This is a genomic window from Paenibacillus sp. VMFN-D1 (assembly GCF_003386155.1).
In the GTDB taxonomy this organism is placed as follows: Bacteria; Bacillota; Bacilli; order Paenibacillales; family Paenibacillaceae; genus Paenibacillus_AQ; species Paenibacillus_AQ favisporus.
Genome location: NZ_QRDU01000001.1, coordinates 1,639,711 through 1,653,019 on the forward strand (window position 1 = coordinate 1,639,711; position 13,309 = coordinate 1,653,019).

General features: G+C 53.0%; 11 protein-coding genes. All 11 read right to left on the bottom strand.

What is annotated here, in order from left to right:
* Positions 1 to 25 precede the first annotated feature (25 nt).
* The 11 genes from C7820_RS07710 to C7820_RS07760 all read right to left on the bottom strand — a co-directional run bounded on the left by C7820_RS07710 (position 26) and on the right by C7820_RS07760 (position 13,227).
* Positions 26 to 1,444: a sulfatase family protein gene (locus C7820_RS07710; protein ID WP_116230440.1), complete on the bottom strand. Its 1,419-nt coding sequence runs from the start codon at positions 1,442 to 1,444 to the stop codon at positions 26 to 28.
* A 14-nt stretch (positions 1,445 to 1,458) separates the two neighbouring features.
* Positions 1,459 to 2,013 (bottom strand): adenylyl-sulfate kinase, encoded by a 555-nt coding sequence (gene cysC, locus C7820_RS07715; RefSeq protein ID WP_116230441.1) that lies wholly within the window; start codon positions 2,011 to 2,013, stop codon positions 1,459 to 1,461.
* 17 nt (positions 2,014 to 2,030) lie between these two features.
* Positions 2,031 to 3,035, bottom strand: coding sequence for a Gfo/Idh/MocA family protein (locus C7820_RS07720; RefSeq protein ID WP_116230442.1), 1,005 nt, complete (start codon positions 3,033 to 3,035; stop codon positions 2,031 to 2,033).
* Entirely contained in the window at positions 3,032 to 4,450 is a 1,419-nt protein-coding gene (locus C7820_RS07725) for a sulfatase family protein (RefSeq protein WP_116230443.1), read from the bottom strand. Before C7820_RS07725 ends, C7820_RS07720 begins: the two co-directional genes overlap by 4 nt.
* A gap of 33 nt (positions 4,451 to 4,483) precedes the next feature.
* Positions 4,484 to 5,287 (bottom strand): sugar phosphate isomerase/epimerase family protein, encoded by an 804-nt coding sequence (locus C7820_RS07730; RefSeq protein ID WP_116230444.1) that lies wholly within the window; start codon positions 5,285 to 5,287, stop codon positions 4,484 to 4,486.
* A gap of 57 nt (positions 5,288 to 5,344) precedes the next feature.
* Entirely contained in the window at positions 5,345 to 6,451 is a 1,107-nt protein-coding gene (locus C7820_RS07735) for a Gfo/Idh/MocA family protein (RefSeq protein WP_116230445.1), read from the bottom strand.
* Positions 6,452 to 6,619: 168 nt separating this feature from the next.
* Complete coding sequence (locus C7820_RS07740; RefSeq protein ID WP_116230446.1) at positions 6,620 to 7,528, bottom strand: carbohydrate ABC transporter permease; 909 nt, start codon at positions 7,526 to 7,528, stop codon at positions 6,620 to 6,622.
* Positions 7,525 to 8,391: a carbohydrate ABC transporter permease gene (locus C7820_RS07745; RefSeq protein ID WP_116230447.1), complete on the bottom strand. Its 867-nt coding sequence runs from the start codon at positions 8,389 to 8,391 to the stop codon at positions 7,525 to 7,527. Before C7820_RS07745 ends, C7820_RS07740 begins: the two co-directional genes overlap by 4 nt.
* Before the next feature lie 21 nt (positions 8,392 to 8,412).
* A complete protein-coding gene (locus C7820_RS07750) occupies positions 8,413 to 9,744 on the bottom strand; it encodes an ABC transporter substrate-binding protein (RefSeq protein ID WP_116230448.1) in 1,332 nt (443 codons plus the stop codon).
* A 167-nt stretch (positions 9,745 to 9,911) separates the two neighbouring features.
* The gene (locus C7820_RS07755; RefSeq protein WP_181908962.1) at positions 9,912 to 11,426 is read right to left on the bottom strand and encodes a response regulator transcription factor; all 1,515 of its coding nucleotides are present in this window, start codon (positions 11,424 to 11,426) and stop codon (positions 9,912 to 9,914) included.
* Positions 11,401 to 13,227 (bottom strand): sensor histidine kinase, encoded by a 1,827-nt coding sequence (locus tag C7820_RS07760; protein ID WP_116230450.1) that lies wholly within the window; start codon positions 13,225 to 13,227, stop codon positions 11,401 to 11,403. The genes C7820_RS07755 and C7820_RS07760 overlap by 26 nt, the downstream gene beginning before the upstream one ends.
* Positions 13,228 to 13,309: the final 82 nt, after the last annotated feature.

Sequence of the window (13,309 nt, forward strand, 5' to 3'; positions counted from 1 at the left end):
AGCACCTCCTTCTGACCGTTAGCCATTAATGGCAGGACGAAGCTGCCTGATCAAACCGCTCCCGCCGCGGATCCCGCTGCCATTCGTCCCAGCTCATGCCGGAAGCGGACAGAATTTGCTCGATCCGTCTCCGGAACGGCAGCCCTGCCTCGGCGAGCTGCCGCATCATCGGATCCTCGCGGCCGCCGAGCTTGCTGCTGACCCATTCGCCGATTTCCTGTTCGAATTGATCGGCGAGCTCGGGAAGCTGATTCGCCAGATTGTCGTTCTCCCCGGGGTCGGCGATCAGATCGTACAGTTCCCTTGGCGGACGGGTGAACGGCCCCGCATCGTACGTACGGATAAACTTGTACCTCGGTGTCCGGATGGCTCTGGCCGCCTGCCAGGCGCATTCGCTCAAAAATATTTTTTCCGCCGTTCCCTCGGCTTCTCCTCGAATCGCCGGCCATAAACTTTTGCCGTCCAACCCAATAGGATCTTCTAGCGGAGCAAGGTTAAGATGTGAAGGGAGCTCTTGACGGGTGGACTCCAGGACGGTCGGCAGCAGGTCTACCTGCTGAACCAGCCCATGCACTCTCTTTCCGGATGGAATTCTGCCCGGCCAACGCATGATGAGTGGAACGTGGACGGTCGGTTCGTACAGTCCGCAGTGGTCCCAATATATATCGTGCTCCGTCAGGCTTTCCCCATGATCCCCGAAAAGAATCAGCAGGGTATCCTCGGCAATTCCCAGTTTTGCCAGATGGTCGTCCAGCTCCTTCAACCGGTCGTCCAAATACCGGATTTCGGCGTCATAGAGCGCATTATAATAAGCGCTGTCCGTTACCGGTCCGACCAGATCGTAATGGTGGTGTTTGAAAAACGGATATGCCGGGTGATTATACGCCCGCTCCATGCTGCGGTTGGCCGGATCATAGGGATCACGGCCGCTGTCGTAAAATTCGGGAACATAGTCTGCCGGCGGCAGATAAGGCGTGTGGGCATCCCAGTAATGGAGGAACAGAAAAAAATTCTCCTCCCGATGCGCCTCAATCCACGGAAATGCCAGCTCGTTGACAGTCACGCCGTCGATCCACCGGTTGCCGCCGACGCTGTTCATATAATAGCGGTAACCTCTTGCGAACCATTCCTTCAATTGATACAAATTGTCTACTGCCGAGGTCGTGAATCCGGCGCTTCTCAGCATCGTCGGCAGCCATGGCACCGACTTCGGCAGGTGAGCCAGCTCGGAGCCATGCGATACAACGCCTGTTGTGAGTCCGACTTTGCCCGTAAAAATCCCGGTATGCGCCACTTCCGTCGGAATATCGGCGGCGTACGCCCGTTCGAAGAGAACGCCCTGGGCGGCGATCCGGTCCATATGCGGACTCGTCGGCTTGGTGTAACCATACCCGCTTAACCGGGAAGCGCGAAGCGTATCCAGCGAAATCATAATGATTTTCATCCGTCTTCATCCTCCTAAGGAACTGCCTTTTTTAGCGGTGCCCTGCGATTCAGCCAGGATAGAATCTGATCGCTGTTGTGCTGAAGCGAATGGGATGATGTGCAAATCGTGATGTCGGGATCGGAAGGGATGTCGTAAGGGTCGGATATTCCGGTGAAATGCTTTACCTCTCCCCGTCTTGCTTTGGCATACAGGCCCTTCACGTCACGCCGCTCGCATTCCTCCAAAGGACATTGAACATACACTTCGACGAAACCCGGAATTTCTTGTCTTGCGTAATCTCTCATTTCAGCATATGGCGTGATGGCGGATACGAGCACATGGACCCCGTTACGGGCAAGGAGCTTAGAGACGTAGGCGATTCTTTTAATATTCTCAAACCGCTCCTCACGGCTGAACCCGAGGCCTTTGCAAATCGTTTCCCGCAGCTCGTCGCCGTCCAGCAGCTCTGCGCGGACTCCCCGCTGCAGCAGCTCATTCGCCACATAACGGGCCGTCGTCGTTTTGCCGGCGCCCGAAAGGCCGGTAAACCATAATACCGTTCCTTTCTCTTCCTGCCTTATATTCATCCTTAAGTACCTCCTGCTTATGGGCTGGTCGGCACCTCTACGGGTATTCCGCCGGACTGATGTGATCGGATAGCCGCTTCGATGACTTCCTGTGCGGCGAGCGCATCCGAGCCGGAAGCCTCGATGTCTTCGGGGGAAGTTCCTCCCTTGATCTGTTCGATAAAGCGGTTGATCCGGTGCTTGAACGTGTCATCAAATCCCTGCATCCCGCCGAACAATGGATTGCGAAGCACCATAAGTTCATCCGATTGATGAGGATAATATGTCATGCTCTCATAGACGTTGTCGATGACGATCCGGCCAGCGGTGCCGGCTGCTTCACAGAACTCGATCGGGTGACGCATGGAGGCGTCGTAACTGCCGGTTAGATGACCGACCGCTCCTGAAACGAACTCCATGTTGACCGAAACGGTCGACCATGAATTCCGCCCCGGCGCTTTCGTCATGAATGCCTGCACCCGCTTCACGTCGCCTGCGAAGTAGCGCATGACGTCGATGGAATGCGGATGGAGCGCACGCATGTGCAGCCACTCCGTATCCTCCTGCCGGTTCGAAATGGTAAGCCGCATGTTCATATACAGCATGGAACCGAGCTTACCTTGTTCGATGAGTTCCTTAGCCTTGTACGCGGCAGGCGTAAAGCGGTGATTCAGGTTGCAGGCGAGCCTTACGCCTTTTTCCCGGGCCAGGACGACCATGCTGCGGGCCTCTTCGATCCGGTTCGATATTGGTTTCTCGACGAGCACGTCTTTTCCTGCTTCGATCGCGATAACGGCAGGCTCGAAATGATGGCTCCCTTTCTCAACCCCTGCCGTCGCCACGGCCACCATATCCACAGATTCTGCGGCGAGAAGTTCACGCAGATCTGTGTAGTAAGGAACGCCATGCTCGAGTCCCACCGCTTCAGCGCGGTCCGGCATAAGGTCGCATACGGCGACAAGCTCCGCATCCGGGTGCTGCTTGTATGCCCGGCAGTGAATTTTGCCAATATGATTCACACCGACGACAGCAACTCTGATCATCGGGATTCCGCCTTTTCCTTCGCCTGCAGCGAACGCGCCTTTTTGATGGACCCGATGTGAAGGGAATCATACACTTCCTGCGACGAGGTGAATTTCTTGCCTGTTCCATGCCAATTCAGATTGGTATAGATCGGGTTGACTCTTTGGGTCTCCTGCTCTCTTCTGGCGATGTGATCCTCCATCCGTTTCGTAAGCAGCGCAACGACATCGGGCTCCTGCTCCGCGACATTATGATTTTCTTCGGGATCAAGAATGAGATTATACAGCTCCACCTCAGGCTTGAAATGGAAGTCCGGTTCAAGCGCCCGGATCAGCTTCCATTCCGGTGTGCGCCAGCCATGCTTGCGCATCCAAGTGCACTCGGTGATATAAAATTCGCTGATCCGGTTCCGCTCCTCGCCTGCGATCGTCTTTCGCAGACTGCGACCGTCGAACTTCGTCTCCATCGGAATTTCTAGCAGATCCAGAACCGTCGGCATCACGTCCGAAATGACCGTGACGTCGGATACCCGCTTACCGGCCGGTACGCGGCCAGGAAACTTGATGATGAGCGGGACGACCAGCGTGCAGTCGTACATTCCATGATGGTCGAAATAACAGTCGTGCTCATACAGCGTCTCACCATGATCGGCGGTGATGATCACAAGCGTGTCATCCTCCAGGCCCATCGCGCTGAGCTTGGCAAAGATGGTTTGAATGCAGGCATCCATGTAGGCGACAGCCCCGTCATACTGCGCAGTGACGTATTCATGGTCGGTGACGCCTTCCGGAATCCAGGATTTCAAAAAATCGGCGAACGGTTTGAAAGCGTAGACCGGTTCCATGGAGCGGTTGCCGGGATCTTTCTCGTCACTGCCATAAAACATCCGTTCATACGGAGCGGGCGGCAAATAAGGCGAATGCGGATCCATATGCCGCAAAAAGAGGAAAAACGGTTTGTTGTCCGCTGCCAAGCGTTCCAGCTCCGGTACGGCCACTTCGTTCAAATTTTGCGCTTTCGGCGTTCGTCCCGTCTCATCGGGCTGCCAAGCCTCGTAATCCAGATACGTATTGAATCCGCGCGAGGACGGATTGCCGGTAAAACCGATACAAGTCGTGTTATAACCATGATCGCCCAGCGTTTCGGCCAGCGTCTGCACATGATCGCCTAATGGTCCTTCATGGCGGAGTGCCACGACGTCTGTTCCGAATACGTCCATCCCGGTCAGCATTGACGCGTAGGCCGGGGTGGTCGGAATGCTGGGACTGAAATGCTTCTCGAACAGGACGCCATCCTTCGCCACGCGGTCGATATATGGGGTCGTCAGCTTTTCGTAACCATAGGAGCTCATATGATCGCGCCGAAGGCTGTCGATGCCGAAAATAATGACGTTTGGCTTACGCTTAGGCTCGTTCTTACGTTTACGGTTGCTCATGTCGATTGAATTCACTCCTTACCAAGTATGGATTTACCGCGCACCCAAGTTCTTAAGAATCGCGTTCAAATAGCCGTACGACTCAGCCGCAACGATGGATACCTGCGCCAGCGAGTGTTCCGGTGAAGCGCCGATGACCTCTAACACGACCGGGCCATCGTATCCGCCGTCGACCATGGCTTTGCAGTATCCGTACAAGTCGATGTCTCCTCTTCCGCACGCCTGCAGTTCTATTGGACCCGGGCCTTGTTCCTTCCCCAGGCAGTCACGGATATGGATGTGTTTTACTCGATTTAACACAGCAGGAAGCGCCTCCTCGGCTTGCTCGCCGGCGCGGTGAATATGGCTCGGGTCCATATCAATGCCGAACGCCGGGGATGGAATAGCCTCCATGGCCCGCAGTGTCGTCGGCGTATTGTGGATCGCGTTGCCTACATGGGCTTTGACGCACAGCGTTACGCCAAATGACGCTGCCTTCTCAGACATGCCGGCCAGCTTATCGATCGATGCGGCGAGGTCTTCCTCGACATTCATCTTGCCCCCTGGACCTACGTTCACGATCGGGATTTTCATCTCTGCGGCCGCTTCGAACGCAGGAAGCAGCCGCTGCTCATCGAGCGATGCCACTTCCGTCGAAAGAAGGGACAGGCCGTTCTCTTGCACGATTTCGAGCAGCTCGTTCTTCTGCGCCTTCCAGCGGCTAAGGTCCAGGTGTTCGCACATCCCCTGGATGGCGGCAATCTCGACTCCGTCGTAACCGCAGAGCGCGATTTGCTTTGCCGCTTCCGCAAAGCTAAAATGCTTGAATAATACGGAATTGACCCCTAACTTGATCATCTCGGGTTATCCTCCTTTGTCTTCGAATATTCGAATAATGGATATAATCCAGATTTCTCACTTCAAGTACAGCGGATCACCATGCAGCGGCGGCAGCGGATGCGGCCGAACGACTTCACCGCCGAGCTCGTAGGACTCCTGAACCGCATGAACGTATTCCAATACGGCCAGTGCATCGCGGCCGCTGGCGCGCAGCTGGTCCTGAGACACCTTGTTCTCTACATCCTCCAGGAAGGCGTGCAGCCGGTTGTTGAACGTCCGGTTAAAATCGTTTGTGCCAAAATCGGTGACGACTGGTTCCGGTTGAACGCTGATCGCGGCGATGCCCTTCTCAGCCTTCCAGAACGAAACCTTCTCGACGCAATTTTCGATGCAGAAAGTCCCCTTGGATCCAGCCACCTCCAGGCTCCACCAGCCGCCGAGCCCATACACTGCGTCGCCCCGCTGGCTAAGCAGGTATCCTACGCCGCCATTCGCAAACTTGACATGAATGCTGTTGATGGACACCATCACGTCACCGGCGCTCCGGCGGAACCCCGGCCGGTCCGAGAACGTTTGGATGTGGGTAATATCTCCGCAGAAATGCCGCATCACACTGAACGGATGCGTTAGAAATGCCCGCATGTGAAAATACGGATGCCCACTGATTTTCGCTGAGCCGGCGGGCGCATAATTCGCTTCGCCGCCGTTGAAGCCCATTTTGGCAAGGCAGTACACAAGCTCGCCGATTTCTCCGCTGTCCATGTAAGCCTTCGCCTTCTCGGCAGGAGCCGTGAAATAGTGATTCAGGTTGCATCCAAGATACACCTTCTGCTTCTCCGCGAACGCAACAAGTTCGCGACCTTCGCGGACATCATTGCAGAGCGGCTTTTCGACGAGCACATGCTTGCCGTAACCGATCGCTTCCATCGCCGGTTCGAAATGCCAGCTTCCGTTATCGATCCCTCCGGTCGTAATGTCCACGACCTGCAAATCCGGCTCGTTCTCGATCATGTCCTTCACGCTGTAATAGGCTTTGACGCCATGTCTTTCCGCAGCGGCATCCGCCCGTTCCCGAACGACGTCGCATACCGCTACAACATCCGCCAATTCGTCGTCCTTATAACAATGGGCGTGGTTATTCCCGATTCCATTCATACCGACAATTCCGATTTTGACCGCCATTTCCTCATCCCTTTCATCCGTTTTTCATTCGTTGCTCCACATTTACAAGATCTGTAACCGTTTTCTAATAACATCATAATCTCCGTCATTTTCTGATTCATGGTCGATCGGGACAGAAACCGCACCGATCCGGACGATTTGTAATGCACATTTAGCCAGGTCATTCTTCTAGCCTTTGACCGCCCCTGCCGTCATCCCCGCCACGATTTTTTTGTTAAAGAAAATAAAGAGAATAAGCGGCGGGATCGAGATCAGCACGATGTCAGCAAACAGCAGGTTCCACGATGTCGTGAACCGGCTCATGAAATTGTACAGCGTCAGCTGGATCGTAGCGTTGTCCGCGCCGGGGAAAAAGTAAAGCGGATTGACAAAGTCGTTAAACACATTGATGGACGTCAGCACGATCACAGTCGAGGTCACCGGCTTCAATAGCGGGAAAATGATGCTCATAAACAACCGGCCGCCGCCGCATCCGTCGATTAAGGCGCTCTCATCGACTTCGCGGGGGAGCGTCGCCACAAACGCTTTGTACAAAATCGCCGCAAACGGAAAATGCAGAGCGACTTCGATAAGCGTGATTCCCGCCAGCGTCTTAAACAAGCCGATGGAATCGAGCACCCAGATCGTCGGCACGATAGCCGGCGGGATCATCAGCCCGGCGAGCACAAGAAAATTAATGAAGGAGGACGTCCTCCCTCCTTCCCTGCGCTGCAGCACGAAGCCGGCCATCGCCGCCACAATAACGAGGATGCTGATGGACAGGGCGGTGAGCAGCGTGCTGTTGATGAATGCGCGGACCAGCATGTAATCCGAAGCGGTCAGGACGGCTTTATAATTGTCCAGGAAATGAAAGCTGGTCGGCCAAGCCATGCTCATATCCGCGGATTCCGCCTGGTTCTTAAGCGAGTTGATGATGACAAAATAAAAGGGAATCCAAAAGATAAAGGTGCTCAGGATGAGTGCCACGATACCAATTGTGATTTTCTTCGCCCGTTTGGATAGCCTGCCGTCAGCGCGCTCGCTCCTGCTTCCGCGGATGCCTTTTATCAACTGATTGCTGCTTATATCTTTGCTCATAAGTTCACCTCGCTTTTCGTCAGGAACTTATAGAGCGGAAACGCCAGCACCGAGACGGCGATGAACAAAATCACGTTACCGGCTGTAGCGAGTCCATAGAAACCGGCCTGGTACTGCTTGTAAATAATGGAGGCGATCAGGTCGGTCGTAAAACCGGGTCCCCCCTTCGTCATCGCCCAAATCAAATCGAAAGAGCGCAGGCCGCCGATGAATGCGAGGATGATGACGGAGTTCATGGCCGGCCGGCTCAGCGGCAGCGTGATGTTCCAAAAAGCGGAATAGTTGTTCCCTCCGTCGATCTTCAGGGCTTCGTAATACTCCTGGGGTATCGCCGATATCCCTGCGATGTAGATGACCGTCGCGACGCCGACGCCCTTCCAGACATCGACCATCGCAACCGACAATAACGCGATTTTCGTATTGCCCAGCCAATCTGGACCAGTTATGCCGAGAGAGGCCAGGACGGTGTTAAACATCCCGTGCGAAGGGTGCATCATCGTAGAGAATGCGATCCCCACAGCGATCGTACTTAGCAAGGTCGGAAAGAAAATAACCGAACGCAAATAGTTTCTGAACAAAACCCTGGACGTAAGGAAGGCACCGAGCAGAAGACCAAGCACGACTTTTAACCCGCAGGTCACGACGGCGTACACAAGCGTGTTCCGGAAACCGATGCTCAGCGACGTTTCGGAGAAAAACGTGGCATAGTTCTCAAAGCCGATATACGTCCATTTCGTTAAGGTCCATCTCGTCATGCTGAAGAAAAACGACAGGATGGTAGGGAGCAAATAAAAGACGAAGTAAATGATGCCGGCTGGCAGTAAAAAGAAGTACGAATACGTTCTCATCTTGGTTTTGGTCATGAAGTTCTCCTTTCTCGGCGGTTACCAGCCAGGAAGGTTCAGCTGCTGCGCCTGTTTCTCCACGTCCTTGTCGTAGTCTTCGGCCCCTTTCTTGCCTGTGCTGATGCCGCTGCCGACAGCGACCGTAATGTTTTCGAGGTTCGGCCCTTTGACCGGGGAGACGAATTCAAGCGCTGGAGCAGTGTGCCCCTCGTCGAAATAATGCTGCATGTCTTTTACGGCACCGTAAGAATCGTCCGGCAGTGTGGCGCCTTTGATCACGTATGGACCCGTCGCTTTCACCTTGGAAGCGAATACGGCCTGCCCTTCCGGAGAGACAAAATAGTCCACCCATTTCTTTGCCGCGTCGGCGTTTTTGGTGTCTTTGTTGATATACAGGCCGCTCGGCATCCATATGGTCAGCCCGTTTATGTCCGCGCTGTCGCTCGGCTGGGCAAAAAATCCGATGTCGTCGATCTGGTCCGGCGTATTGGCCATAATCGTATCGAGTCCGCTGGACAGCATCGGGTAATGCACACCTTCGCCGGTGGCCAGCATTTTCAGCGCCACGTCATAGGTCGTTGCCAGGAAATCCTTATTCATGTAGCCCTTCTTGTACACCTCTTCGATCTTTTCGAAGCCGCGGAGCGCCGCAGGCGTGGTTGCATACTTGACCTTGTTGGCCGTGTAATCCGCCGCAAAATTCGGAACCTGCGCTTGAACGTTATAGAAGTCGGCTAGCACAAACAACTGAGAAGTCCAGGTATCCTTGTAGGAAGCGAGCACGGCGGTTTTGCCGGCTGCTTTGATCTTTTCGTTATTGGCCATGAACTCATCCCATGTTTTCGGTACGGATAAGCCAAGGTCGGCGTAAACCTTTTTGTTGTAGAGAATGCCCCCTGCATTGGTGGATCCCACAGGAGCACCATATACTTTACCGTTGGATGTGACGACCGTCTTGAAGGAATCGAGCACATTCGCCATAAATGGTTCGCTCGTAACGTCCATAAAGTGCTCCTCCGGATTTAGCGCCAGAAAAAGCGATCCCGTGTTATAGACGAGCAGATCATCCATATCGCCGGTGGCCAGGCGCGTCTTGACCAGATTGTCGCCTTCCCCGCCGTCCGGTTTAATATCGAATTCGATGGCGATATTCAGCTTTTTCTCAGCCTCCGCCGCTACGGCTTTCAGCGCCTCCAGGGTCGTGCCCGTGTTGCCGACCATCAACGTCAGCGTCGTCTTTTTCGAAGTTGAACCGGCGGTTCCGGTATCACCTTCGGCGGCCTTGCCCCCTCCCCCGCAGCCTGCAAGCAGCGTCATCATTAACACGATACTGGTAACGAATGCAAGCGGTTTGCTCTTCGTCATCTTCATGATTACACAACCTCCCTAACTGATTCCTTCATTCGATCCTGCGGATTGCTCAAAGGTTGAATGCGCTTTCTATTGGAGAAACGATGCAGCATCAAGGGCCCGGGTTCCCTCGTAAGTTAAGATTAGATGGATTACGGATGGGTGAACACCTGTGCTTTTGCCCATTTTTAGGGGGTGAATTTTCTTTTTTGCATTTGAGCGTATGTTTTAGGGGGGGCGCCGACGATTCGTTTGAATACTTGGCTGAAATGCTTTGGATCCTCATAGCCGACAAGTCTGCTGACATCCGTGATGCGTGCTCCCTCACTCAGCAGTGTTTTGGCTGCTTCGATCCGGTGCCTGATCAAATAGTCTGAGAAGGTGTACCCCGTCTGGGTTTTAAACAGGCGTGACAAATAACCGAGACTTACGTGATGTTCCGCGGCAAACTGCTGAAGTGAAAGATCATGCTGATAATTCGAATGGATATGATTTAACAGAATGGGGACAAGTTCCTTGGGTTTCTGATCAAAAGGTGTCTGCCCGCCGAACAGCCCGAATACTTTACGGGTGAGCCAGCCGGACAATTCGTCATACGTAGTGAATTCGTGAAGTACATGCATGTCGTCATGAAGCGCGGCGATTCGGGTATCCCGGTTAGAAGAAGCATGAAGGTTATATTTGAGCGAATAGAAAAGATCACTAATGAACAGCGTCAGCTGCTTCACAGTCAGTTGATGATGCTTTAATTCATGAACCATGTTCTGAATCGTATCTTTCCCCTTTTGGATTTCTCCCTGTGCGATAAAATTTTGGAGCAGCCTGGCACGATCCCATATTTCGCCGATTTCCGCCTCTACAGTGAATGTGTCCGGCGTTACGTATGTGGACATCCCGAACTTCCTCTGCTCCTCGATCATTTTGTTCAATGCCGTATAGCTGAAGTGCAGGGACTCCCCTTTCTTCTTGATGACGTAACCCATGTGCACTTGAATTCCGGAATGGATCATTTGTTGATAGAGCATTTGAAGGCAGGACGTACAGTATGCAATAAGCTGTTCATCCTCTAAGGCTGCAAGCAGAACCTTCCGCTTCGCACCAACGTCAATGCAGTAGAAGTCTTGTTCCCGCAGCCGCTTGTGAAATACCGATCGTACGCTGCCTAGCGCCGTATCCTTCCCGCCCTCTTCCGAAGCATGGCCATTGATTTGCAGTAATGCTGCGAAATACAGGCTCCCGGTAACGGATGCCGTATACTCATTCTCCGGGGTCTCTGAAGACAAAAGCATCTGTGTGACGGCTGCATGCATACGTTCGGTTTTTCTTTTCGAATCGTTTGTAATATGAAGAAGCGTTTGGTCAATGGCCGCGTATAAAACCTCCTTGCGGACAGGCTTCAGCAAATAGTCGATGACTCCCATTTTCATCCCCTGCTGGGCATAGGTAAACTGGTCATGCACGCTCAGCACGATCGCTTTGAGGTCTGGGTGCACACCGATTAACGCTTTGATCAATTCCAGCCCGTCCATCCCCGGCATCGTGATGTCGGTCAATACCAGGTCGGGCGTGTTCTCATAGGCCGCGGCCAACGCTTCATCTCCGCTGCCAAATGCAAAAATGCGGTGCTCCGTTTCATAGATCCGGAACAGTTCGACGAGCTCCGCAAGCGCCCAATGCTCATCCTCCACCAGAAATATATTCATTCGAAGCCTCCTCCTTATTCCAGTTGTTGTGATCCATAAACGGTAACCTAATCCGGACGGTCGTCCCTCCGCCCTGGCCGCTCTCCAGCTCCATCCCGTATTCAGCCCCATAGAATAACCGAATCCGTTCACGGATATTGCTGAGCCCGATCCCATACGGCTGGTCTTGAATGCGGCTCGAATGTGCAGCATGCTGGAGTACGCTCCGCAGCCCTTCCAGCTGCTCTTTGTCCATGCCTTTTCCGTTATCGGATACCTCGATGACGAACGAACTGCCGTTTTGCATCGCCCGAAGGTCAATCCTTCCGCCGGACTTCATGTTACCCAGTCCATGGATGATCGCGTTTTCGATCAGAGGTTGTATCGTTAATTTCAATACCGATGCGTGGAGCAGATGCTCAGGGACGGAAACGTGAAGCTCGAACCTGCTGCCGAAACGGTGATGCTGGATGTTCATGTAATTTTCGATATGGTTCAGTTCCTCTTGAAGGGGGACCGGTTGATGCAAATTTTTCATGCTGTACTGGAACAGCTCTGCGAGCGATTCGGACATTTCGGCAACCTCCTCGATACCCCGGACACGGCTGATCGACTTCATGATGTTCAGGGTGTTGTACAAAAAATGAGGATTGATCTGCGCCTGCAGCGCCGATAACTGGGCATTTTTCTCCGCCAATTTGGATTCGTATACTTCGCTGATCAAGCGGGAAATGCTGTCCAGCATGTTGTTGTAAATCCGGCTCAGCCTGCTGATTTCGTGATTTCCAGTAACGGCCATGTATTGGCTGAAATCGCCCTGCTCGACCCGCGTCATTTTCTTCATCAAGTTACGCAGCGGAATCGTGATCTGGTGAGACAAAAGATAAGACACGAGGGCGATCAGGACTGTGGCGAGCAGCCCGGCAAGAGCGAGAATATATTGCGACTTTTTCTGCTTGGACAGTAAAAAGTCTTTCGGCGTAAGAATGACCGTATTCCATTTGGTATAGTCCGAATGCTCGATCGTGTACAGGTATCGCTGCCCCATCCACGTCAATTCCCCCGAGTGAGGCGATTTCTGAAATGCGGACTTGCCCAGTCCCGAATGGGTGTTTCCGGTCAGTTCGTCCTTGTTGTCGTACACGATGTCTCCCTGGTCCGTCACGATGAGAACCCTCATGCTCCGTTCAAATTCGTTGGCATCGGACATGACGAGCATATCGTTAATCACGTTCACATTGATGTTGATCTTCATATACGCGAGGGTGTCCCGATAAGGGATGCGGTTGATGTTCCGCACGAATGAGATGACCTTCTCCCGGCGGTCTCCTCCGGTATTTTCCTCAGAGACAGGCAGTAAAATGAACTTGTTTGTCATGATTTCGGCTGTCCGGGGATACCAGATTTCATCTTCCAGATCAAAACTGACTTTAGGTCCGCTGGCTTTCGATACAAAATAAGCATTATGGTCCAAAGTAAACAGGTAAATGCTCTGCAATTGGGATCTCGACTGTAAATGCGTGAACAGCCGATTGTTGATCGTGAGTTCGATTTCGTTCTGCTCCACAGGATCGTCGGAATGGTAATGATCGATCAGGCTGTTCTGGATGATGGAATCCCCGATGATCGACACGGATAATTTTTCAATGTCCTGAACATACAGCTCGAACGTCCTGCTGAACTGCCTCGTAATCGTATCCGATAGTGCGAACGTTTGGCTTTTGATATCGCTTACATTTTTGTAGTCAAACATCAGGCAGGTCAACGTCACGATAAACAGGGATACCGCCGAGAATGCGATAAACATTTTTGTTTTCAGCAAATAGTCGTTCCACCGTTTGATAGGGCTCTCCTCCCTTTATCCATGCCATGTACTTGTGGAAATCCTTGTGTAAATCCTCCGG

Coding starts and splice junctions, on each gene's coding strand:
- C7820_RS07725 (WP_116230443.1), bottom strand. CDS start 4,450: ATGAGCAACCGTAAACGTAAGAACGAGCCTAAGCGTAAGCCAAACGTC.
- C7820_RS07710 (WP_116230440.1), bottom strand. CDS start 1,444: ATGAAAATCATTATGATTTCGCTGGATACGCTTCGCGCTTCCCGGTTA.
- C7820_RS07745 (WP_116230447.1), bottom strand. CDS start 8,391: ATGACCAAAACCAAGATGAGAACGTATTCGTACTTCTTTTTACTGCCA.
- C7820_RS07750 (WP_116230448.1), bottom strand. CDS start 9,744: ATGAAGATGACGAAGAGCAAACCGCTTGCATTCGTTACCAGTATCGTG.
- C7820_RS07740 (WP_116230446.1), bottom strand. CDS start 7,528: ATGAGCAAAGATATAAGCAGCAATCAGTTGATAAAAGGCATCCGCGGA.
- C7820_RS07730 (WP_116230444.1), bottom strand. CDS start 5,287: ATGATCAAGTTAGGGGTCAATTCCGTATTATTCAAGCATTTTAGCTTT.
- C7820_RS07720 (WP_116230442.1), bottom strand. CDS start 3,035: ATGATCAGAGTTGCTGTCGTCGGTGTGAATCATATTGGCAAAATTCAC.
- C7820_RS07755 (WP_181908962.1), bottom strand. CDS start 11,426: ATGAATATATTTCTGGTGGAGGATGAGCATTGGGCGCTTGCGGAGCTC.
- C7820_RS07735 (WP_116230445.1), bottom strand. CDS start 6,451: ATGGCGGTCAAAATCGGAATTGTCGGTATGAATGGAATCGGGAATAAC.
- cysC (WP_116230441.1), bottom strand. CDS start 2,013: ATGAATATAAGGCAGGAAGAGAAAGGAACGGTATTATGGTTTACCGGC.